19 protein-coding genes (1 of these 19 cut by a window edge) are annotated in these 22,084 nt (G+C 60.8%); 16 read left to right on the top strand and 3 right to left on the bottom strand.

Annotated elements, in window-relative coordinates:
• The first annotated feature begins 3 nt into the window (after window positions 1–3).
• The 12 genes from mnmG to GTN70_03940 all read left to right on the top strand — a co-directional run bounded on the left by mnmG (window position 4) and on the right by GTN70_03940 (window position 10,780).
• On the top strand, window positions 4–1,878 hold the full coding sequence (gene mnmG, locus GTN70_03995) for a tRNA uridine-5-carboxymethylaminomethyl(34) synthesis enzyme MnmG (GenBank protein NIO16151.1): 1,875 nt from the start codon (window positions 4–6) through the stop codon (window positions 1,876–1,878).
• Entirely contained in the window at window positions 1,878–2,498 is a 621-nt protein-coding gene (gene rsmG, locus GTN70_03990) for a 16S rRNA (guanine(527)-N(7))-methyltransferase RsmG (GenBank protein ID NIO16150.1), read from the top strand. Before mnmG ends, rsmG begins: the two co-directional genes overlap by 1 nt.
• A 147-nt stretch (window positions 2,499–2,645) precedes the next feature.
• Complete coding sequence (locus GTN70_03985) at window positions 2,646–3,425, top strand: AAA family ATPase (protein NIO16149.1); 780 nt, start codon at window positions 2,646–2,648, stop codon at window positions 3,423–3,425.
• Window positions 3,422–4,267, top strand: a complete 846-nt coding sequence (locus GTN70_03980) for a ParB/RepB/Spo0J family partition protein (protein NIO16148.1) — start codon at window positions 3,422–3,424, stop codon at window positions 4,265–4,267. Before GTN70_03985 ends, GTN70_03980 begins: the two co-directional genes overlap by 4 nt.
• A gap of 12 nt (window positions 4,268–4,279) precedes the next feature.
• Window positions 4,280–4,720 (top strand): polymer-forming cytoskeletal protein, encoded by a 441-nt coding sequence (locus GTN70_03975; protein ID NIO16147.1) that lies wholly within the window; start codon window positions 4,280–4,282, stop codon window positions 4,718–4,720.
• A 217-nt stretch (window positions 4,721–4,937) separates the two neighbouring features.
• The gene (locus GTN70_03970) at window positions 4,938–5,393 is read left to right on the top strand and encodes a hypothetical protein (protein ID NIO16146.1); all 456 of its coding nucleotides are present in this window, start codon (window positions 4,938–4,940) and stop codon (window positions 5,391–5,393) included.
• On the top strand, window positions 5,390–5,959 hold the full coding sequence (locus GTN70_03965; protein ID NIO16145.1) for a hypothetical protein: 570 nt from the start codon (window positions 5,390–5,392) through the stop codon (window positions 5,957–5,959). Before GTN70_03970 ends, GTN70_03965 begins: the two co-directional genes overlap by 4 nt.
• Entirely contained in the window at window positions 5,956–6,501 is a 546-nt protein-coding gene (gene atpH / locus GTN70_03960; GenBank protein ID NIO16144.1) for an ATP synthase F1 subunit delta, read from the top strand. Before GTN70_03965 ends, atpH begins: the two co-directional genes overlap by 4 nt.
• Window positions 6,502–6,507: 6 nt before the next feature.
• Window positions 6,508–8,016, top strand: a complete 1,509-nt coding sequence (locus tag GTN70_03955; GenBank protein NIO16143.1) for a F0F1 ATP synthase subunit alpha — start codon at window positions 6,508–6,510, stop codon at window positions 8,014–8,016.
• A 20-nt stretch (window positions 8,017–8,036) separates the two neighbouring features.
• Entirely contained in the window at window positions 8,037–8,903 is an 867-nt protein-coding gene (gene atpG, locus GTN70_03950; GenBank protein ID NIO16142.1) for an ATP synthase F1 subunit gamma, read from the top strand.
• A gap of 58 nt (window positions 8,904–8,961) precedes the next feature.
• Window positions 8,962–10,374, top strand: a complete 1,413-nt coding sequence (atpD, locus tag GTN70_03945; GenBank protein NIO16141.1) for a F0F1 ATP synthase subunit beta — start codon at window positions 8,962–8,964, stop codon at window positions 10,372–10,374.
• 4 nt (window positions 10,375–10,378) lie between these two features.
• Window positions 10,379–10,780, top strand: coding sequence for a F0F1 ATP synthase subunit epsilon (locus GTN70_03940; protein NIO16140.1), 402 nt, complete (start codon window positions 10,379–10,381; stop codon window positions 10,778–10,780).
• A gap of 36 nt (window positions 10,781–10,816) precedes the next feature.
• Here GTN70_03940 and GTN70_03935 read toward each other — a convergent pair whose 3' ends face one another.
• Window positions 10,817–11,335 (bottom strand): hypothetical protein, encoded by a 519-nt coding sequence (locus GTN70_03935; GenBank protein NIO16139.1) that lies wholly within the window; start codon window positions 11,333–11,335, stop codon window positions 10,817–10,819.
• 86 nt (window positions 11,336–11,421) lie between these two features.
• On the opposite strand from GTN70_03935, the gene glmU reads away from it, so the two are divergent.
• The 4 genes from glmU to GTN70_03915 are packed head-to-tail and all read left to right on the top strand — an operon-like array spanning window position 11,422 to window position 15,618.
• The gene (gene glmU / locus GTN70_03930; GenBank protein NIO16138.1) at window positions 11,422–12,852 is read left to right on the top strand and encodes a UDP-N-acetylglucosamine diphosphorylase/glucosamine-1-phosphate N-acetyltransferase; all 1,431 of its coding nucleotides are present in this window, start codon (window positions 11,422–11,424) and stop codon (window positions 12,850–12,852) included.
• Window positions 12,853–12,855: 3 nt separating this feature from the next.
• A complete protein-coding gene (glmS, locus tag GTN70_03925; GenBank protein NIO16137.1) occupies window positions 12,856–14,688 on the top strand; it encodes a glutamine--fructose-6-phosphate transaminase (isomerizing) in 1,833 nt (610 codons plus the stop codon).
• Between the two features lie 56 nt (window positions 14,689–14,744).
• On the top strand, window positions 14,745–15,347 hold the full coding sequence (locus tag GTN70_03920; GenBank protein NIO16136.1) for a sigma-70 family RNA polymerase sigma factor: 603 nt from the start codon (window positions 14,745–14,747) through the stop codon (window positions 15,345–15,347).
• Between the two features lie 4 nt (window positions 15,348–15,351).
• Window positions 15,352–15,618 carry a hypothetical protein gene (locus GTN70_03915; GenBank protein ID NIO16135.1) on the top strand — a complete coding sequence of 89 codons (267 nt, stop codon included), beginning with the start codon at window positions 15,352–15,354 and terminating at the stop codon, window positions 15,616–15,618.
• 58 nt (window positions 15,619–15,676) lie between these two features.
• Here GTN70_03915 and GTN70_03910 read toward each other — a convergent pair whose 3' ends face one another.
• Together GTN70_03910 and GTN70_03905 are read right to left on the bottom strand one after the other, a co-directional pair.
• Window positions 15,677–19,069, bottom strand: coding sequence for a UvrD-helicase domain-containing protein (locus GTN70_03910; protein ID NIO16134.1), 3,393 nt, complete (start codon window positions 19,067–19,069; stop codon window positions 15,677–15,679).
• Window positions 19,066–22,084: the 3' portion of a hypothetical protein gene (locus tag GTN70_03905; protein ID NIO16133.1), read on the bottom strand. It continues 302 nt past the right edge of the window; the window shows 3,019 of its 3,321 coding nt (coding positions 303–3,321); its start codon lies beyond the right edge, outside the window; it ends in the stop codon at window positions 19,066–19,068. The genes GTN70_03910 and GTN70_03905 overlap by 4 nt, the downstream gene beginning before the upstream one ends.

Here is a 22,084-nt window from a genome sequence, read left to right as displayed (position 1 = left end):
TACCTGTATCCGAAGGAATATGACGTGATCGTCGTAGGCGGCGGCCACGCGGGGTGCGAGGCGGCCCTGGCGGCGTCACGGATGGGTGCCGGGGTCCTGCTGTTGACCATAAACCTCGACGCGATCGGCCTGATGTCCTGCAATCCGGCGATAGGCGGGCTTGCGAAGGGCCACCTCGTTCGCGAGGTGGACGCGCTGGGCGGCGAAATGGGGAAGAACATCGACAGGACGGGCATTCAGTACCGGCAGCTGAACACCAGCAAGGGCCCGGCGGTGCGCTCCTCGCGCGCCCAGGCAGACAAGCAGCTCTACCGGCTGAGGATGAAACGGGCGCTCGAGGGGCAGGAGGGGCTCGACGTGAAGCAGGCGATGGTGGACTCCCTCGTGGTGTCGGGAAACGCCGTGGTCGGGGTTGACACCAACATAGGCATCCGGTACCTGGGCAGGACGGTGGTTATTTCCACCGGGACCTTCCTGAAAGGGCTCGTGCACATCGGACTCGTGAACTTCCCCGCGGGGAGGGCGGGGGACTTTCCCGCCGTCAAGCTGTCCGATTCCCTGAGAGCCGCGGGATTTGAGGTAGGCCGGCTGAAGACGGGGACGACGCCGCGCCTGGACGGCAAGACCATCGATTTTACCCGCATGACACCCCAGTGGGGCGACCCGGACCCCATCCCCTTTTCCTTCGAAACGGAAAAGGTCGACCGGCCCCAGGTCCCCTGTTACATCACCTACACGAACGAAAGGACCCACGAGATCATTCGGAGCGGGCTCGACCGGTCCCCCCTCTATACGGGTGTGATACGGGGAATCGGGCCGCGGTACTGCCCCTCGATAGAGGACAAGGTCGTGCGCTTTGCCGACAAGGAGCGGCACCAGGTTTTTCTCGAGCCCGAGGGCCTGAGGACGGCGGAGTACTATCCGAGCGGGGTAACGACGAGCCTTCCCACCGACATTCAGGTCCGGATGCTGCGTTCGATACCGGGGCTCGAGGGGGTGGAGATCATGCGCCCCGGCTACGCAATCGAGTACGACTTCGCGGATCCCGTGCAGCTGAAGCACTCCCTGGAGACAAAGATCGTGGACAACCTCTACCACGCGGGACAGATCAACGGGACGTCGGGCTACGAGGAGGCGGCGGCCCAGGGCCTGATCGCGGGCGTCAACGCAGCGCTGCGGGTTCAGGGAAAAGACCCGGTGGTGCTCGACCGGTCTCAGGCCTATATCGGGGTCCTCATCGATGACCTGGTGACCAAGGGCGTGACGGAACCCTACCGGATGTTCACCTCCCGGGCGGAGCACCGGCTTCTGTTGCGGGAAGACAACGCAGACCTGCGGCTCACCGAGATCGGGCATGCCGCGGGCCTCGTCGCCGGGGATCGCTACGAGAGGTTTTCCCGCAAGAAACGGGATGTTTCCGCCCTTCTCGACTATCTGAGAAAGACCCGGATAGGCGAGGAACATCCCCTGTCACGGGCGCTTGCGGGGATGGGCTATCCCCCCGTGAGGCAGGGTACGGACCTGCAGACCGTTTTGAAGAGGCCGGAGGTTACCGCCTGGATGGCGGCCTCCTCTGATCCCCAGATGGCGGGCTTCGACGCTTCGGTCCTGGCCCAGGTGGAGCTTCAGGTCAAGTACGACGGCTACATCAAGAGGCAGATGGCGGAAGTGAAGAAATTCAGGAAGATGGAGTCGCTGAAGATACCCGAGACCTTCGATTATGCCGCCCTCCCCGGGCTTTCCCGGGAGGTGAAGGAGAAGCTGGAAAGGGTGCGGCCCGCCTCGGTGGGACAGGCCTTGAGGATACAGGGGGTAACGCCCGCTGCCGTGACGATCCTCCTGGTGGGGCTGAAAAAAATCTCCGCCGGCATCGGATGATGGATTACGAAGGACTGGTACGACGCTACTTCGGGGAGGCGGGCGTATCCCTATCCCCCCGCACTGCAAGGAAATTTTCCCTCTACATGGAGGAGCTCTTCCGCTGGAACGAGAAAATCAACCTCACGGCGATCAACGACCCCGACGAGGCCGCGGTGAAGCTCTTCGTCGATGCGACCTACCCATCGTCCCTCATCGAACCGGGGGATCGGGTTCTCGACATCGGCTCGGGAGCCGGGTTTCCCGGTATGGTGATGGCGCTTTTGTGCCCGGATGCATCCTTTACGCTCGCTGAAGCGAGATTCCGCAAGATAGCTTTTTTAAAAAGGATAAGAAAGATCACCGGGGCCGAAAATGTGGTTTTTTTCGAGGGGGCCCTCAAAAAGGCCGACGCCGGCGCCCTCGGCCCGTTCGCCCGCATAACCTCGCGGGCAACGGCCGCGCCGGAGCGCATCGCGTCGCTGGGTAAACACTTCCTCTCCGAGCAAGGGACCCTGATCATCATGGGGGGCAGGGGAGAGGGCGCGTCCTATAAGGGGATCGTTTTCGACAGGGCGGTTTCCTACACGCTCCCCGGCGGCTTCGGCGAACGGAAGATGTGCCTCTTTAAAAGGGGGTGAAGGGGGCCGCTTTCCGTGCTTCTCAACCTCCATGCCCCGTAACGTGTTGTTTTGCGATAAAAAATGGTTTCACGTTCCACGTGGAACATTAACGCTTTACGAGCGGGCCAAGGTGTGTTAAAAGCGATTAAGTCGTGGAGGAAACGGATGCGGGTTATCAGCGTGGCGAACCAGAAGGGCGGTGTGGGCAAGACGACCACCGCGGTCAACCTCGCCGCCTCGCTCGCCGTGATGGAGAGGCGGGTGCTCCTCATCGATATGGACCCCCAGGCAAACTCCTCGTCCCACCTCGGTATCCCCGAAGAGGCGCACGTCTCCCACAACGTCTATTTTGCCCTGATCGAAGCGAAGCCGCTGAAAAGCCTGATTATCGAAACCCGCTTCCCGAACCTCTCGCTGGTTCCCGCGGGGCCCGACCTGGCGGGAGCGGAGATCGAGCTGGTCAACGTCGACAGGAGGGAGAGCAGGTTCCGTCGATCCATCTACGAGTTCTCCCTCGATTTCGACCCGATCATCATCGATTGTCCGCCGTCGCTGGGGCTTTTGACGGTGAACGCCCTGACCGCTTCCGATTCGATCATCGTCCCCCTGCAGTGCGAATACCTGGCCATGGAGGGGCTGGGCAGGCTCATGCGGACTGTCGAGATGATCAGGGACTCGTTGAACCCCTCCCTCGACATCGAGGGGATTCTGCTGACCATGTTCGACGTCAGAAACAACCTGGCCCATCAGGTGGAGGAGGAGATCCGGGGCCATCTGGGCGATATGGTCTTTCGGACGGTGATCCCCCGGAACGTGAGGATCAGCGAAAGCCCGAGCTTCGGCAAGCCCGTGCTCATGTATGCCTATTCGTCGAAGGGGGCCGTGAAATACATTGATTTTGCGCAGGAACTGATGGAACGATGGGGACAAGGAGAGATGGTATGAAGAAAAAGGTGTTGGGGAAGGGGCTGGAAGCCCTTATCCCGAGGGCTCAGGAGGGAAGGCGTGAGTATGACATGATCCCGCTCGCCCAGATACGGCAGAACCCGAACCAGCCGAGAAAGAACTTCAAGCCGGGGACGCTCGCGGAGCTCGTGCACTCCATTAAAGAGAAGGGGGTCATTCAGCCGATACTCATAAGAAAGGTCGCTGCGGGGTATGAGCTCGTAGCGGGGGAGCGGCGGCTCAGGGCGGCAAGGGAGGCGGGGCTGGAGACGATCCCTGCGGTGGTGAGAAACATCACGGAAGGGGAAGCGCTGGAGATGGCCATCATAGAGAACGTGCAGAGGGAGGACCTGAACCCGATGGAGGTGGCGGAGGCGTTCGCCACGCTCGGGAGCGACTTCGGGCTCTCCCAGGAGGAGATTGCCGCGAAGGTGGGGAAGGAGCGGCCCACGGTGGCAAACTACCTCCGGCTGCTGAAGCTGCCCCTTAAGATTCGCGAGGGCATCGTGGAGGAGAAGATTTCCATGGGCCATGCGAAAGCGATCCTCACGGTCTCTCCGGAGCCGCTCATGCAGGAGGCGTACAGAAAGATCGTGGCGAGAAGCCTCTCGGTGCGCCAGGCGGAGGTCTTATCGAGAAGCATTATGAGAAACAGAAAAAAGGGGTTGAAAAACAAAGAAAATATTTTGCCTGTCGAGGTGAGGGAGCTGCTCGTGGAGCTGCAAAAGAGGCTCGGTGCGCGGGTCAAGATGCGAGGAACGATCAGAAGGGGCGTGATCGAGATACACTATGCGAGCATGGATCAGCTCGACGGCATCGTAACCAAGATCAAAGGGGAATGAGGAGACCTATTCATGATCAAGAGAAAGGAGAGGAGAAACATGGAGAACCATCTGCCGGACCTCGATATCGACGCGTTCATCGGCGAGGGGACCTACTTTGAGGGAAAGTTTTCCTTCAAGGGTGTCGTGAGAATCGATGGTTCGGTGAAGGGTGAGCTCAAGTGCGATGGCACCCTGATCATCGGTGAGACGGGCGTCCTCGATGCCTCCATTGCGACCCGGGATGCGATCATACGGGGGAAGGTCAACGGGGATATCAAGGCCGAGGGGCGGCTCGAGCTGAAAGCCCCCTGTGCCGTCGTGGGAGACATGACCGCACAGACCCTGGTCGTGGAGGAGGGCGTGAGCATCGATGGGAATGTCGTGACGGGTGGAGAAAGGCTCGCGCCGGTGCGGGAAGGGTCGGTGCTGGCAACGGAGGAGATGGAGACGACAGAGACGGCAGATGGGTGAGGGGGTAGGCAGCACGCAGCCGGGAGCAGGCCGGTAAGGTTCGAGGGAAAGCGGTTGCCTTCTGCGCATTCAGTGTTATAATCGTTCCTCTATCACCGTGTGGTTCCGCAGACACGAAATTAGTTCTTGACAAAAAACAGGGTTATGTGATAACGATTTTGCGTTTTGTTTTGCTCTATCTCCTGAAAATTTCCCGAATAACAAGGAGATCTTTTCCGTGGAGATGATTTCTAAAATACTGGAAGTTCTGGAGATAAACAGCTTCGTTTTCCTCCAGATGGCCCTCGTCATCTCCCTCTCATATCTGGCGGGGAAGTTTCTCATAAAGCCCGTGCTGCGCACGTTCGAGGAGAGGGAGAACAGGACCACCGTCCCCATGGAGCAGGCCAGGGAGATGCTCCGGGATGCCGAAAACAAGGCGTCCGATTACGAGGCACGGCTGAAGGCGGCGAACCAGGAGGCGATCACCCGGAAGCGGGCGAGAATAGAAGAGGTGGCGAGGTCCGAACGGCAGCTGATCGGGGAGGCACGGTCGGAAGCCGAAAGGAGCGTCGAGGAGGTCAAGGAGAAGATAGGGGCGGAAAGCGATGCGGCCCTTGAGATCCTGCGCGAAGAGTCCCAGGCCATAGCCAGGGCGATCGTCGAGAAGATCCTCGGAAGGAGTATCGCGTGAGGGCGCTCCTGTATTTTTTGTTTGTCCTGGCGGCACTCGTTTCCACCGGGCTCGCGACGGCGGCCGAGCCGGGGCAGGGGGGCCTGCCCTGGGCCAACATCGTAAAGCAGGCCCTGAACTTCGGGATACTCGTGGGGATTCTCGTCTATTTCCTCCGGAAGCCGATTTCGAACTTCCTGAAGGACAGGCGGGAGATTCTCATCAAGGCGATGGAAGAGGCGGAGCGGGCAAACAAGGAGGCGAGGGAGAAGCTCGCGCAGGTTGAAGATAAGCTTGCCCATCTCGACAAGGAGGTGGAAGAGCTGAACAGGGGCATGGAAAAGGAGGCCGAGGGAGAGTTCGAGAAAATAAAGTCGCTCACCAAGGACGAGATAGAGCGGATACGGGAGCAGGCGACGGTGGCGGCGGAGCAGGCGGTGAAGAAGGCCCGGGAGGAGCTGAGAAAGGAAGCGGCGGAGCTTTCCATCAAGTCGGCCGAGGAGATCGTGTCCAAGACGATAACGGAAGAGGACCAGAAAAAGTTTATCAAGGAGAACCTGGAAAAGATTAAAGGAGCGCAGGAGTGATTATCAGCGCGGTGGCGAAGAGGTACGCGAAGGCCATTTTCGAAATAGGGATGGAGGAGGGGACCTACCGGGAGCTTCTCGAGGAGATCCAGGATTTTTGCGATACCCTGGATGAAAACAGGGAGGTGAAGGACGCCATCGAGTCCTCCGTGTTCAATGCGCGGGAAAAGCGGGACGTCCTCGACGCGCTCCTCGGGAGAAAGAACTACAGGGAGGCAACCAACCGATTTCTCCGTCTCGTCTTCGAGAAGAAGCGGATACCTTTCATAAGGCAGATTCTCGACGGATTCAAGGCGCTGGTGGAGGAGCTCGAAGGAATAGAGCGCGTAGCGGTGACGGTCCCGAAGCCCCTCAGCGAGACGGAGCGGGATGGGATCCTGCAGGTTCTCTCCGAAAAGATGGGGAAGAAAATCGTGCTGGAAGAGATGGTGGAGCCCGCAATCATCGGGGGTATGATCATCAAGGCCGGCTCGACGGTCTACGACGGGAGCGTGAAGAACCAGATTCACAAGCTTGGAGAAAATCTAAAAAAGGGGCGGTAGAGAATCATGAGTATCAGGGCAGAAGAAATTACGGAAATCCTGAAAAAACAGATCAAGGGGTTTGAGAAGGAGATCGACGTCGCGGAAACCGGTATCGTTCTCTCCGTGGGCGACGGTATCGCGCGGATATACGGCCTGGAAAACGCCATGGCCGGAGAGCTGCTCCAGTTCCCCGGTGACATCATGGGCATGGTGCTCAACCTCGAGGAGGACAACGTCGGCTCTGCCATACTGGGCGAGGACTTCCACATCAAAGAGGGGGACCTGGTCAGGCGCACGGGAAGGATCGTCGAGGTCCCCGTGGGCGACGCGCTCGTGGGCCGCGTCGTGGACCCTCTGGGCATGCCGATTGACGGCAAGGGGCCGATCGAGGCGACGGAGTCGAGAAGGGTGGAGCTGAAAGCGCCGGGCATCGTCAGGAGACAGCCCGTGAAAGAGCCCCTTCAGACCGGCATCAAAGCCATCGACTCGATGATCCCCATCGGCCGGGGGCAGCGGGAGCTGATCATCGGCGACCGGCAGACGGGGAAGACGGCGATAGCCATCGATACGATCATCAACCAGAAAGGGCAGGATGTCATCTGCATTTACGTTGCTATCGGGCAGAAGCGGTCCACCGTCGCGCAGGTGGTGGACAAGCTCCGGCAGTTCGGCGCAATGGACTACACGATCATCGTGTCCTCAACGGCAAGCGAGCCGGCGCCCCTGCAGTTCATCGCCCCCTATTCCGGCTGCACCATGGGGGAGCACCTGCGCGATAACGGCAAGCACGCTCTCTGCATATACGACGACCTTTCGAAACATGCCGTGTCCTACCGGCAGCTGTCCCTCCTTCTCCGGCGGCCTCCCGGCCGGGAGGCGTTTCCCGGTGACGTCTTCTACCTCCACTCGCGGCTGCTCGAGCGGGCGGCGAAGATGAGCGATGAAGAGGGAGGCGGGTCCCTCACGGCCCTGCCGATCATCGAAACCCAGGCGGGAGACGTGTCTGCCTACATTCCCACGAACGTCATATCCATCACCGACGGCCAGATCTACCTCGAGACGGACCTCTTCTACGCGGGCATTCGTCCCGCCGTCAACGTGGGCCTGTCGGTTTCGCGGGTGGGAGGCAACGCCCAGATCAGGGCAATGAAGCAGGTGGCGGGGAGGTTGCGGCTGGACCTTGCCCAGTACAGGGAGATGGCGGCATTCGCCCAGTTCGGTGCCGACCTGGACCGCGCCACGCAGATGCAGCTGGCCCGGGGGTCGCGGCTCACCGAACTGCTGAAGCAGGCCCAGTACGAACCCTTCCCCGTTGAGCGGCAGACCCTCATTATCTTTGCGGGGACGAACGGGTATGTCGACGAATACGACCTGTCCCTGCTGCCGCGGTATGAGGAGGAGCTGTACGCGTTCATGGAGACGAAGCACCAGGATATATTCGACGAGCTGCGCGAGAAGAAGGAGATAGCCGACGATCTTCGGACAAAAATCGAGAGCGCCCTTGAAGAGTTCAGGGGCATATTTCAGGCTTAAGCAGGAGCCGGACCCAGGAGATGTCATCACTTCGGGCAATAAGAAAGCGGATCACATCCGTTAAGAACACGCAGCAGATAACGAAAGCGATGAAGATGGTATCCGCGGCGCGTCTGCGCCGGGCCCAGGACGCCATCATGGCGGCTCGGCCCTACGCCTTCAAGATAAGGGAAGCCGTCTTCGACCTTGCCTACAGGGTGGACGTGACCGCCCACCCTCTCCTTTCGCCACGGGATGTGCAGAAACAGGGGGTGCTCATCATCACGTCCGACAGGGGCCTGTGCGGAAGCTTCAACAGCAGCGTCATAAAGGAGCTCTACACCCACCTCCAGCGGGAGGAAGGCAGCTTCGAAGAGGTGGGCATCTACACGGTGGGAAGGAAGGCGAGCGAGTTCTTCAGGAGGCGGCGGAAAAACATAAAGAAGGATTACCTGAACGTCCTGGCGAACGTGACCTTTGCCGTGGCGGAAGAGCTCTCGCGGGAGGTGACGGATGACTTTCTCCGCGGGGAGATAGACGAGCTCATCGTCTATTTCAACGAGTTCAGGTCGGTCATATCCCAGAGAGTGACGGTGGAGAAGCTGCTTCCCATAGAAGTGGAGAGGAAGGAGGATGAGTTTCCCGTGGAGTTCATCTTCGAGCCGGGAAAGGACGAGATCCTCGCGACGCTCCTTCCGCGCTACGTGGCGACCCAGATTTTCCGCTACCTTCTCGAATCGGCGGCGGGCGAGCACGGTGCGAGGATGACGGCCATGGACGCGGCAACGAACAATGCGAGCGAAATGATCGATAAGCTTACCCTGCAGATGAACAGGGCAAGGCAGGCCTCTATCACGAAGGAGCTGATGGAGATCATCGGCGGCAAAGAGGCGATCGAGCACGGATAGAACCATCGGGTACACACCTCCCCAGGGGAGGGAAAACTGCAGCAGGAGGAAGTGGATTATGAACATAGGAAGAGTCGTCCAGGTCATCGGGCCTGTCGTGGACGTTGCCTTCGAGCCGGGGAAGCTGCCCGCTCTGTTCAACGGCGTACACCTGACCAATCCCAGCATCAGCGACAAGGAGTGGAACCTCGTGGTGGAGGTCGCCCAGCACCTGGGGAACAACGTCGTGCGCTGTATCGCTATGGACTCAACGGAGGGCCTTGTCCGGGGCATCGAGGCACGGGACACGGGCGGGCCGATAACGGTTCCCGTGGGTCCCGAAACCCTCGGGAGGATCATGAACGTGGTCGGCGATCCGGTGGACGAGCTCGGCGAGATCGTCTCCGAGAAGCGCTACCCCATACACCGTGATGCGCCCTCCTTCGAGGAGCAGTCGACGAAGGTGGAGATTCTCGAAACGGGCATCAAGGTGGTGGACCTTCTCGAGCCCTATCAGAAGGGCGGAAAGGTCGGGCTCTTCGGGGGAGCGGGCGTCGGAAAGACGGTCATCATCATGGAGCTGATCCACAACATCGCCATCGAGCACGGCGGGTTCTCCGTCTTCGGCGGCGTCGGTGAGCGCACGCGGGAAGGGAACGACCTCTGGATCGAGATGAAGGAGTCGAAGGTCCTGAGCAAGGCCGTTCTCATCTACGGGCAGATGAACGAGCCGCCGGGCGCCAGGGCGCGGGTCGGCCTGACTGCCCTCACTGCCGCGGAATACTTCAGGGACGAGGAGGGGCAGGATGTCCTCCTCTTCATCGACAACATCTTCAGGTTTACCCAGGCCGGCTCCGAGGTTTCGGCGCTTCTCGGCAGGATCCCCTCGGCCGTCGGTTACCAGCCCACCCTCTCAACGGACCTGGGCGAGTTGCAGGAGCGCATTACCTCCACGAACAAGGGGTCCATCACCTCCGTGCAGGCGATTTACGTCCCCGCGGACGACCTGACGGACCCCGCGCCGGCGACGACCTTCTCACACCTGGATGCGACGACCGTGCTTTCGCGGCAGATAGCGGAGCTTGGCATTTACCCCGCCGTGGACCCCCTCGACTCCACGTCGCGGGTCATGGATCCGGGCGTCATCGGCGAGGATCACTACCGTGTTGCCCGTTCGGTCCAGAGGATTCTCCAGCGCTACAAGGACCTCCAGGACATCATTGCGATTCTGGGAATGGATGAGCTCTCGGAGGATGACCGGCTGATCGTTTCCCGGGCGAGGAAGATACAGCGGTTTCTCTCGCAGCCCTTTTTCGTTGCCGAGGCCTTTACCGGGCAGCCCGGAAAATACGTGAAGCTCGAGGATACCATCAAGGGGTTCGAAGAGATCGTGGAGGGGAAGCACGACGACCTTCCCGAGCAGGCCTTCTACATGGTGGGTACGATCGAGGAGGCAGTAGAGAAGGGCAAAAAGCTCCTCGAGGAAGAGTAACGGCATGGAAGAGCGCATCAGGCTCGAAATAGTGACACCGGAGAGGCTGCTTTTATCCGAGGACGTGGACGAGGTGATCGCTCCCGGGCATCTCGGAGAGTTCGGGGTCCTTCCCGAGCACACCCCCTTCCTGGCCCTGCTCGACATCGGCATTCTCAGGTACCGCTCCGGCACGGATGAGACGCAGCTCGCCGTGTCCGGCGGCTTCGCCGAGGTGCTCGAAAACAAGGTGGTCATTCTCGCACGGACGGCTGAGTTCGGGAGGGAGATCGACGTGGAGCGTGCGAGGCGGGCCCTGGAGAGGGCCGAAAAGGGCCTCGAAGGCCTCTCTCTCGGCGATGAGCTCTACGTCAAATTAGAGGCAAAGTTACGGAGGGCGCTGGTAAGGCTGCAGGCCTCGGGATAAAAACGGCCACCGGATCGACAGATCAGGTGCGGCGGGTTACTTTTTCAGGGCTTTTATCTTGGCCTTGCCCTCTTCGACGACCACCCGGAACTCGACCTTTCTGCATCCCTGCTTTTCCGAGATGTCCATTGCCCTGCTGAGAAGCTTTTCCCTGAATGCGGAGAAATCGATACCGTCGCAGTCCTGGTTGAGCTCTTTCTTGGCGCTGAGGAAGTCGAGGTAGGCCTGGCTCATGTTCTCTTCCTCGACGGGGCCCTGGGACTGGAAGGCCACCCGTCCTCCCGCGTCGCGCTCGATCCGCCCCTCTTCGATCCCGGAAACGATCCTGGTCCACATGTTCTGGTAGCTGTGGAAACGGGCCTGCAGGGCGTTGAACTTGAACTGGTCTGATGTGTTGGGGATGCTTCTCTGCCCCAGCCTTCTCAGCCTCGTCTCCAGCTCCTTGCGCTCCTTGGCCGGCTCGACGCGCAAAATCCCCTGGAAGAAGAGGTCGTATTTCTTCCTCAGCTCCTCGATCTGTATCTCCAGGCTCGCGAGTTCTACCTGTGGGTTCATTTCTCCTTCACCTTTGCCGAAAAAATTTGTAATATGTGTTTCTGTAGTATTTTTAGCAAATTTTACAGCACCGGGGGACATTTTTTATGAAAAAATGCCAAGCCGTCATCCTTGCCGCGGGCTCGGGGACGAGAATGAAGTCCGCCCTTCCGAAGGTAGCCCACGAGATTCTCGGGAAGGCGATGGTCAACTACGTCGTCGACGAGGTCAAAAAAGCGGGGGCGAAAGAGGTGGTCGTGGTGGTGGGGTACGGCAGGGAGATCGTGGAAGGCAAGATCGCGGGGAGGGGCGTGACCTATGCCCTGCAGGAGAAACAGCTCGGCACGGGCGATGCGGTCCGTGCCGCGATACGGGATATCAAAAAGAGCGACAGGGACGTTCTCGTCCTCTGCGGCGATGCCCCCCTGGTTCGGGCCGATACCCTGAAAAAGCTTGTCAGGCTTCACCGCAGGGAAAAGGCCGCCGTGACGGTCTTAACGGGGCTTCTCGAAGACCCGTCGGGGTACGGGAGGGTGATCCGGGAGCCGTCGGGAGCGATCGCCAGAATCGTGGAGGAAAAGGACGCCAGCGCCGAAGAGAGGTCGATAAACGAGATCAACTCGGGAAGCTACGTCTTCAGCAGGAAGTTTTTGCTCGAGAACATAGAGTCGCTCGTACCCGAAAACGTCCAGAAGGAGTACTTACTCACCGACCTCGTGTACCGGGCGTTCTTCGCGGGGGAGAAGGTTTCCGGGTACCTCGTTCCCGATTCGGACGAAATCGTCGGGATCAACTCCCGGGAGGAGCTGGCTTTTGCCGCGGGGGTTGTCACCCTCCGGGTAGCCGAGAGCCTGATGCGGGGTGGCGTGACGATCGAGGACCCCTACAACTCCTATGTCGGGCCCGATGTGAAGGTCGGGGCCGACACGGTGATCGAGCCGGGTGTGGTGATACGGGGTGCCACGAGGATAGGAAAGAACGTACGGCTGGGTACGGGCGTTTACATAGAGGGGAGCGACATCAGGGAGGCCGCCGAGATACTCCCCTACTCCGTGGTGATACAGGCCGTTGTGGGGAAGGGGGCGAGGGTCGGTCCGTTTGCCCACCTGCGGCCGGAATCCGTCCTCATGGAGGGTGCCCGCATCGGGAACTTCGTGGAAGTAAAGAAATCGAGGATCGGAAAGGGCTCGAAGGCAAACCACCTGGCCTACGTGGGAGATTCGACGGTGGGAGCGCAGGTGAACATCGGCGCCGGTACGATCACGTGCAACTACGATGGGATTGCGAAACATGAAACGGTGATCGGGGACGGGGTCTTCGTCGGCAGCGACACCCAGTTGGTTGCGCCCGTGAAAATAGGCAGGGGTGCCGTTATCGGCGCGGGAGCCACCGTCACCGATGACGTCCCTCCCTTCGCCCTGGCCCTGTCGAGGGCGAAGCAGCAGAACATAGCGAACTGGGTTATCAGGAAGAAGCCCGAGCTGATAAAGAAAGCGGGCCTCGAGATCCCGAAGAGAGAGAAGAAAAAAAGAGGGTAATCCATGTGCGGAATTATCGGCTACTCGGGAACCAGGGATTGCGTGCCCATCCTCCTCGACGGGCTGAGACGTCTCGAGTACCGGGGGTATGACTCGGCCGGGCTGGCGCTGATCTCCGGTTCCGGCGACCTTCACGTGAGGAAGAAGGAGGGGAAGATCATCAACCTCGAGAAGGTGGTGTTCTCCGAGGACATCACGGGCAGCTGCGGCATCGGCCACACGCGGTGGGCGACGCACGGCAAGCCCTCCGACGTGAACTCCCATCCCCACGCAACGGAGAACGTAGCGGTCGTCCACAACGGGATCATCGAAAATTACTCCGCCCTCCGGACGGAACTCGAAGGGAAGGGGGCAACCTTCCTTTCCGAGACCGACACGGAGGTGATCACCCAGCATGTGAACTTCCTGCACGAGGCGGGGGCGAGCCTCGTCGAGTCGGTACGGGAGACACTGAAGGTCCTGAAGGGGTCATTCGCCTTCGCTGCGATTTCGAAAAAAGAGCCCGGCACCATCGTCGGCGTGCGGCTGAACTGCCCCCTCGTCGTGGGGGTTGGGGCCGGGGAGATGTTTCTCTCATCCGACATCCCTCCCCTTTTGCCCTACACGCGGGACGCCATGTTCCTCGATGACGGGGAGATGGTCGTGTTTACACCCGACGGGCTTGAGGTTACCGACTTTTCGGGAAAGAGGGTGGAGAAAGAGCAGGTCTATATCGAATGGTCCGCAGCCATGGCGGAGAAGGAGGGATACAAGCACTTCATGCAGAAGGAGATCTTCGAGCAGCCCCGGGCCATACTCGACACGCTCGCCGGGAGGGTAGACTTTGCATCGGGGAGGATCGCGATAGATGGGCTGCCCGTCTCGGAGGAGCGGCTGGGGGAGGTGGAGAAGATCTTCATCGTCGCCTGCGGGACGTCGTGGCATGCCGGGCTTGTGGGGAAGTTCCTGATCGAGGAGCTTGCGCGGGTGCCCGTCGAGGTCGATCTCGGCTCGGAGTTCCGGTACCGGGACCCGATCGTGAACGACCGCTCCCTCTGCATCCCCATCTCACAGTCGGGGGAGACGGCCGACACCATCGCGGCACTGAGAGAGGCCAGGTCCAAGGGTGCGAGCGCCATCGCTATTTGCAACGTCGTAGGGTCGACGATAGCGAGGGAGTCGGACGGCGTTTTTTACACCCACGCCGGCCCCGAAATCGGCGTCGCCTCGACGAAAGCCTTCACCACGCAGCTGGTCTCGCTCTACCTCATGGCCCTCTACCTCGGGTTCCACCGGGGAGTAATGAGCGGGGAGGACGTGGTGGATCATGCACGCGAGCTCAGGAGGCTGCCGCTTGTCATCGACGGCTTGCTGAAGCAGGACCGCCACTTCTACGAGATCGCGATGAAGTACAAGGATGCGCGGGACTTTCTCTACCTGGGCAGGGGGATAAACTATCCCATTGCCCTCGAGGGAGCCCTGAAGCTCAAGGAGATTTCATACATCCACGCCGAGGGCTATCCGGCCGGGGAAATGAAACACGGCCCGATAGCGCTCATCGATGAGAACATGCCCGTCGTCGTTCTCGCGCCTACCGATCCCACCTACGAGAAGGTCATGGCGAACGTGGAGGAGGTTCTGGCGAGGGGTGGGCGTGTCATTGCCGTTGCCACGGAGGGGAACGAGGAAATAGAGAAGAGGGTCGAGGATGTGATTCTCATACCTCCCTGCCGGAAATTCCACCTCCCCATCGTAAACGTCGTCCCCCTTCAGCTGCTTGCCTATCACATGGCCGTCATCAAGGGTACCGACGTTGACCAGCCACGGAACCTTGCGAAGAGCGTAACGGTAGAGTAGAAATGTGGGATAATGAGAATCTGCAGAGTCTTGTTGTTAATCAAATGAGGTAGTTGATGAAAGAACGGGTCTTGCAGGAAGACGACCGGATCATAGAGGGCCTCAAGAGCCGGGACGAGCAGGCCGTCATGGACCTGATCGACAAGTACCAGGGGAGGATATACAACCTCGCCATATCCATACTGCGCAACGAGGGAGACGCGGAGGAAATCACCCAGGACGTGTTCATGACCGTGTACCAGAAAATAGATTCTTTCAAGGGAGATTCGGCCTTCTTTTCGTGGGTCTACCGCATCTGCGTGAACGCCTGCCTGATGCGCCTGAGGAACCGGAAGAGGACCGATGCCGTTTCGATAGAGGATTTCATGCCCGTGTTTACCGAGGAAGGACGACATGCGAGCGAGATCGGGGACTGGTCCCGGGAGGTTGAGCGCCGCGTTTTGAACAGGGAGCTCGGGGAGGTGCTCAGGAAGTTCATTGCCGAGCTCTCCGATAAGTACCGGGTGGTTCTCGTGCTGAGCGATGTGGAAGGCCTCTCGAACGAAGAGACGGCGAACATTCTCGGTTTGAGCATACCTGCCGTGAAATCTCGCCTGCACAGGGCACGGCTCTTTCTGAGGGAGCGCCTGGACCAATACTTGAAGGCGGGAGAATTGTGAGCCTATGAACTGCCGTGAACTGATAAGCCTTCTCGCAGACTACCTGGACGGAAGCATGGACCCCGTGCTGTCCGGGGAGCTGGAGGGTCACATCGATCTGTGCGACGAGTGCCTGCATTTTCTCAGGACCTACGACACGACCAGGATCGTGGCGCGGGAAGCGCGCATCGATGAGATCCCCGAGGAGTTCAGGGAGAAGCTCAAGTCTTTTGTCCTCGAAAAGATCAGGGAAGGTTCGGAGGCGATCAGGAAGTACGAAGACCCGGAGTGATGATCACCGATTGCCCCGGTGGGGCATCCTTATTCTCACCCGAAAACGAAAGCGCGGGTTATTTTACGCTACCGCCACTGCTGTCCGGTGGGGGAACTTCGATCCACGCGTCTTCCTCGAGGTACCAGGTGATTCCCGAAACCGCCATTCCCGTTGATTCGGCAATTGCGGTAACGTAGCCCGCCAGCTGATCTATCGCCTGCGCGTCCTTCTGCGGGCTCCTGCCACCCGTTTTATAGTCGATGACCAGGAGCCGGCCCTCACGAGCCAGCACCAGGTCTGCCGCTTCCCGCACGATTCCCCTACCCTTCGGCGCAACGATCGGGACCTCGGTTCCGATGGACTCCCAGCCGGCGAACCGTGCGACAAGAGGGCTCTCTTTGATCTTTTCCACGATGCCGAGGAACCGCTCCCTCTCCGCGTCTTTTTTGAAGAAGAGGCGGGAGAGGCGGATGGCGTCCTCGAAGAGGCCCGGGTAAAAGGGCGGCGCCACCTCCAGTATCCTGTGGACCGCATTGCCAAACCCGAACCCCTCCTCCTCACGGACGACCGCCTCGGCTCTTTTCGACAGGATCGGTGCATCCACCGCTTCTTTCGTCTCGAAAATCTCGGGCACATCCCTCTTTCCTGGCCTCGTTGCAGCGGCCCCGTCCCTTCCCCTTCCCGTGCCGATATGGCACGAGAAGACGCTCGCCCCCTCCTCGATGCTCCTGGTTTCCCCCCGGGTGGCGGTGAAGGGGCAGGAGGATGGAGCCGGGGGGTACGGGGCGAGGTAGGCGTCGAGCTTTTCGGCGATGACGTTTTTCTTCATCTTCCCCGAAGCGGGGGGGTGGGAGACGACGAGGAGAAGGTCCCTCGCCCTCGTCATGGCCACGTACGAGAGGCGGAGGGCTTCCGATGCGGACCTGCGGCCCTCGAGGGCGAGAAAGGGGATCCGCTCCGTCCGCGTCCCCCCCCCCTCCTCGATACGGTCCTCCACCATGTGGTAGCAGGAAGGGGTCGAGAAGTTGTGACGGGTGAAGCCGAACCGCTCTCCGACCCTGTCGTAGAGGATCGGCCCCCCGACCGTGCCGGAGAACTCCCCCGTGAGGTAGTAGATGACCACGGGAAACTCGAGCCCCTTTGCGGAGTGGACGCTCATGATCCGAACGGCATCCTCGCCCTCCTCGAAGTAGGGTATCTCCCCCTCTTCTGCGGCAACCCGGATCTGCTGCCGGAGAAACCCCGTGAAATCGCGGAGGGAGGAGGAGTATTTCTGGTCGAACTCCCTGGCCACGAGGAGGAGCTTTTCCACGTTGAAGAATATTCGCTGCCCGTCGGGCATGAGCAGGGCGGAATACTCGTACCCGCAATCGGCGACTACCGCCGAGAGGAGCTCGTGAACGCCCACGGTGTCGCGCAGCGCGGACCAGCGGTCGACCATGGCGAGCGCTTCCGCCAGTTCGGGAGCGCTCGTCGTGTCCCCGGAGAAGTGCCCTGCCAGCTGCGAGTCGGTGAAGCCGAAGATGGTCGATTTCAGGGCACCGTAGAGGGCGGTCCTGTTGGCGGGGTCGCAGATAGCCTCGAGGAGAAAGAGCAGGTCCTTCACCTCCTGGCGCTCGTAGAATCCTTTCAAAGAGGGCATGAGCAGGGGGATGCCCGCCCGGTTCAGCGTTTCCCGGAGGGGTGCCAGGACACGCTTCCCGAAATCACCCACGTAGAGGATCGTCATGTCTCTCCATGCCACGGGCCTTCTCTCGTCTCCCCCGGAAACCTCGATGCCTGATTGCTTTATGCCCTTCAGCAGGGAGGCGATGAAGCCTTCCCTGTCCCCGTCTGCCCCCAGGGTGTAGTAGCAGACAGCGGGGGAGGGGCCCACCGCGCTTCGGCCCGCTTCGAGGGGGGGGCCGTAGGGGAAGGAGTGGTCCGGGCCCCCTTCGAAAACCCCCGGGAAGAAGCCGTTGTAAAAGCGAACGAGGGCGGGGGTGCTCCTGTAGTTTGCCGAGAGCGATTTCCGCGTGCCGCCGCTCTTTGCTATCAGGTCGATCATGGAGAAGTGCATCTTCGGGTCCGCCCTCCTGAAGCGGTAGATGGACTGACGCGGGTCGCCGACGATGAAGAGCTTGCCCGGCTCCAGGTCGACCTCGCCGAGGGTCCGTGCAAAGCCGCCCTCCTTCTCACAGATGAAGGAGCACAGGTATGCCTGCACGGGGTCGGTATCCTGGAACTCGTCGATGAAGAGGTACCGGTATCTGCGTTTCAGGTGGTTTCGGACCCCCTTGGACCGTGAGACCAGCCCCGCTGCGCGTATCAGCAGGTCCAGGAAGTCCATGTTCCCCCCCTTGTTTCTGTTGAAGAGCGCAAGGAGGGCGTCCGTCTTTTCCATGAGGAGCCCTCCGATCATGACCCCCGCCTGCAGGCGGGTGAGCGTCCCGGTGCACCCGGCGATCTTATCCCGCAGCTTCGGGAGACTGCAGCGGATGGTCTCGGTCGTGATGGTGGCCCCGGTGAGGACCCGGTGGGTGAACTCCTGGCTGTTCAGGGGGAAGTCCTGGCGGGAGCGCAGCCGGTTGCCGTTTATCGAGGTGATGACCCGGGTGAAGGACTCGATGGTGGATGCGTCGGGGAGAGCACCCGACGTAAGGCACGAGAGCATCTCGTCGTTCAGGGCGCCCAGGCGCTCGAAGGCAAGGGCGATGTCCTTCTCCCGGGGGGAGGATGAAAGGAGGTATTCCCGGAGCTTCAAAAAATAGGGGACCTGGAAGTCGGCGAAGTAGGGGGCAAGATCCGTCTCTTGCATCATGCTCTTCCTGTCCCGGAAGAGAAAGAAGAGGTCTCTGGTGTTCAGGCACATTTCCCGGAAAAAATCCCAGAGGAACTGCCTCCCCGGCTCCGGGCCGCCGAAGTGGTCGAAGAAGCTGTTCCACCGCCCGTCGATGGGGTCGTCCTCGAACTCCCGGTGCAGAAACTCCATAAATGCGTCCTCGAAGGCCCGGTGTGTCTCGAAGGTGTCGATCACCTCGAAATCGGGATCGCATCCCGCCTCGACGGTGTGCTCTCTGAGCAGGGAGAGGCAGAAGGAGTGGAGGGTCGACACGCCGAGCCTCCCGTAGTATTCGTTCATGTGGGCGAGCCTCTCCATGAGCTTTTCCCGGGAGCGAGAGAGCTCTTCGGACATGACGATCTCCCCGTGGTACCCGGTCAGGATCTCCTCCCCCCTGCGATGGTGCCCCGTGCGGAGCTTGGCGTACAGGGACTGCCAGAGGAGGTAGAGGCGCTCACGCATCTCCGCAGCCGCTTTTTCGGTGAAGGTGAGCAAAAGAACCTCCTCCGGCCTGACGCGGTCGTCGGTGAAAAAGATCGAGGTGACGGTGTTGACCAGAGCCGTGGTCTTCCCCGATCCGGCGCCCGCGTCGAGGGCGAGGTTTCTCCCCTCCCGAAGGAGCGCTGCAAGATGCTCTCTCTTCGTCACGACGGCTCCCTGTTTTCCACGTGCCAGTGAAGTACGGGAAAGAGGCGCGAGAACCGCTCCCTCAGGGAGAGGGCCACCGCGTCGTTTCCCGAGGTTGCCGGCGACACCCGGCAGATGTCTGCGTAATCGCAATGGTCACAGTAACGGTCCCGCCATCGCGCCATCTTGAAAAGGTGGTGGGCCATGGGGGGAAACATCCTGCTTTTCAGGCCTTCAAAGAGCAGGGAGAGGGACTGCTCCCAGCGGGAGCACATCTCGCCCTCCCGGTCGAGCAGGGTCGCTATGAGGTAGCCCTTCTTTCCGTCCCTCTTCAGGGCGATGTATCCCCCGGTGACGGTCCGGACCTCCGTCCCCCTGTCGGCCAGGATCTTTCTCGCCGCGATCGCGTAGAGGGGAATCTGGTTCAGCAGGGCAAGGGAGATCTTCTCTTCCAGCGGGGCGTACCGGTTGCCGGAGGACAGCTTGTAGTCGAGGACCCGTATGGTATCGCCGCTCCTGTCTATCCGGTCTATCTTTCCCGAGATGTGCACCTGCTCGCCCGAAACGTCGATGGAGACGTGGTGCCCCTCTTTAAAGCCGAAGGTGACCTCGAACAGCTCGGGTGCCAGGTCCCCCAGGTGCTCCTTCTCCCAGGCGAGGTAGGCGCTGATGGTCTTCGAGAGGCTCTTGACGGCGATGGCGGCAAGCCCCCTGAGGCCAAGGGGGTTGTCTCGTCCGTACTGGGAGAGGGCCCGTTTTACCGCGTCCTCCACCGCGGCGGGCCGGGAATCTTCCGGGACCTCCCTGTGGAGGATATAGAGTGCCCGGTGGGCGATGAGGCCCATTTCCAGGCGACCGAGGGAAAAAATCTCTTCCGGCTCGGGGAGCGGCTCCAGCTTGAGCCCGTAGCGCAGGAAGGTCTTGTAGGGGCATTGTATGTAGCTCTCGAGAAAGGTGTGGTTCAGCCTGCCCTCCGGTATCCTCAGCCCCGCGATGCTTGCGGGGTCCGGGGCGAGACCTTCCCCCCGCTGCCACCGCGAAACGGTTTCCGTCGCCCGCAGCAGAGTCCGCCTCGCCGGGTCCGACAGTACGGGGGGAAAGACGGATGCCTTCCCGCTCATCAGGGAGGCGATGAGCGCCTCCCGCGGGGAGGGATCTCCGGGTGCGCTCAGGCGGACCTTCAGCTGCCGGGGGAACTCGTGAAACGCGCTGCCCGCCGTCTCCCCGCCCAGCCCCCCGAAGAAGATGTCGGGCCCCCGGAACCTGAAGGCAAGGTCCATGAGGAAGGGGGAGGGGGCGCGTTTTGCGCCCGACATGTCCGACCTGAGGAAGGATACGCCCCCGATGCCGCTGCCCATGATGAAGGGAAGGCAGAAAAGGAGCTTTTCCTCGGGAACGTTTTCCCGCGTCCTGGAAAGCGCGGGGGGCAGGTCCGGCTCCGAGAGCTCGGAGATGAACACCTCCCTCTCCGCATCCTTCAGGAGGGACACATCTTTTTTGGCCCGGGGCCATACCCCTTCGTTGACGCCGAGCAGGTAAATGCGGTCGAAGGTGACCCCCCGCAGGCCCATGATGTCTCCCGCGACGACGCCGGCCCCCGCCCGTGACGATCCGATGCCGTGGTGGGGCATCCTCTCCTCGGAAAATATCGTTTCGAGCAGCTCTATGGCGCTGCGGGGACCGGGGAAGGCAACCCCCCTCCAGTCGAGCTCGCCGAAGGTCGTGAGGATCGCCGCTGCCCTTTTTACCGCCCGCTCGTTCAGCCCGAAGACGTCCTCCTCCCCGGTTATCACGATGCAGCGCCTGAGAAGATAGAGGGCGCTCTCTGCCAGGGCAGCGTATGAGCCGCACGAAAGGAGCGGTACCGTCAGCTCCCGCAAGGCGGTGAAGCAGCCAGCCAGTGCCTCCGCGCCGGCGACCTCTCTCCCCGTGGCAGGATGGGCGCGGGACGGAGTATCCGCGTCATCATGATCATCGAAAGCGTCTAAAATGTCATTTTTTGCCAATATTCTGGATTTAGCAATAAAACGCTGCAGTTTGTGCCCCCAGTCGTTCCCCTGGGATATGCCGATTTTTTTCGTCAGGTGGTCCCAGAGGGGGGAGTGCCTCTCGCTTCCCGGATGGAGTTTCGCCACGTCGAAAGAGGGGGAGGTGAGCATGTCGACCGTCTCTCTCCGTTGATAGTCCCGGAGGGGAAGCTTGATCAGGCCGACGAGCGTTCTCACCGGCGCCGCTCGAATGAGGGGGCCTGCGCGGGCGATGAGGCAGGGAATGTCGAATTCATCGAGAACCCTCTCTATGTCCGGCAGGGCTGTCTCGTCGAGTTGCCGGTAGATCAGGCCGATTTTTCCCTCTTTCCCTTTTTCCCTAATCTCCTTCCTGATCAGGCGCGCAACGGCCCGCACCTCTCCCGGTCCGTGGGGCGCGCTGATCAGCATAAAGGGCAGCCCCTCCTTTTTCCCGGAAAACTCGATGCGAAAGAGGGCGTCCCGCACGCGCCGGGCCGATTTTTCCGCACTTTGTTCGTGGCCAAGGAGCGTGACGTTGCCGTCGAAACGGCGAAGGAGCTTCCAGAGCGTGCTCTCCCCGTAACGGTACCCTTCCGGCACGACCTCCGCGAGGGTCTTGAAGTCATCGATCACCATCGTCCCCGCCCTGCCCGGGGCCGTGGGGAGGGGGAAGTACACCGCCTCCATGAGGCCCGAGTCGATGAGTTTCTGCACCAGCAACCACTGTATCCGGGTGAAATCGTAAAACCCGTAGAGCTTAACCCGGAATGGGTAGCCGGGCACCTCGAAACCCTCCGATGCCAGGCGCACCACGTGGGTCCTGGTCGCAAAGCCCGCCCTTTCGACGGCTGCGAGGAAGGCGGTGTAGAGGGAGAGTATGTCACTGATCTTGGAAGGGTCCGGGAAGGCGCGCAGGAAACCGGGTCGACCGAGCAGGGATTCGGCTTCCCTGCCGGATATCATCCCCTCCTCGAACTCCTCGAAGAGGCGGAGCAGGGCGCTGATGAAGCCCTTTTTCCCGTAGACC

This window comes from Deltaproteobacteria bacterium, assembly GCA_011773515.1.
Classification (GTDB): Bacteria; Desulfobacterota; Deferrimicrobia; order J040; family J040; genus WVXK01.
This window is presented reverse-complemented; position numbering and strand designations above follow the sequence as displayed.

What these genes read in the sequence shown, in the direction of transcription:
- rsmG (NIO16150.1), top strand. Translation starts at nt 1,878, where the DNA reads ATGGATTACGAAGGACTGGTACGACGCTACTTCGGGGAGGCGGGCGTA.
- GTN70_03985 (NIO16149.1), top strand. Translation starts at nt 2,646, where the DNA reads ATGCGGGTTATCAGCGTGGCGAACCAGAAGGGCGGTGTGGGCAAGACG.
- GTN70_03980 (NIO16148.1), top strand. Translation starts at nt 3,422, where the DNA reads ATGAAGAAAAAGGTGTTGGGGAAGGGGCTGGAAGCCCTTATCCCGAGG.
- GTN70_03975 (NIO16147.1), top strand. Translation starts at nt 4,280, where the DNA reads ATGATCAAGAGAAAGGAGAGGAGAAACATGGAGAACCATCTGCCGGAC.
- GTN70_03955 (NIO16143.1), top strand. Translation starts at nt 6,508, where the DNA reads ATGAGTATCAGGGCAGAAGAAATTACGGAAATCCTGAAAAAACAGATC.
- atpG (NIO16142.1), top strand. Translation starts at nt 8,037, where the DNA reads ATGTCATCACTTCGGGCAATAAGAAAGCGGATCACATCCGTTAAGAAC.
- atpD (NIO16141.1), top strand. Translation starts at nt 8,962, where the DNA reads ATGAACATAGGAAGAGTCGTCCAGGTCATCGGGCCTGTCGTGGACGTT.
- GTN70_03940 (NIO16140.1), top strand. Translation starts at nt 10,379, where the DNA reads ATGGAAGAGCGCATCAGGCTCGAAATAGTGACACCGGAGAGGCTGCTT.
- GTN70_03935 (NIO16139.1), bottom strand. Translation starts at nt 11,335, where the DNA reads ATGAACCCACAGGTAGAACTCGCGAGCCTGGAGATACAGATCGAGGAG.
- glmU (NIO16138.1), top strand. Translation starts at nt 11,422, where the DNA reads ATGAAAAAATGCCAAGCCGTCATCCTTGCCGCGGGCTCGGGGACGAGA.
- glmS (NIO16137.1), top strand. Translation starts at nt 12,856, where the DNA reads ATGTGCGGAATTATCGGCTACTCGGGAACCAGGGATTGCGTGCCCATC.
- GTN70_03920 (NIO16136.1), top strand. Translation starts at nt 14,745, where the DNA reads ATGAAAGAACGGGTCTTGCAGGAAGACGACCGGATCATAGAGGGCCTC.
- GTN70_03915 (NIO16135.1), top strand. Translation starts at nt 15,352, where the DNA reads ATGAACTGCCGTGAACTGATAAGCCTTCTCGCAGACTACCTGGACGGA.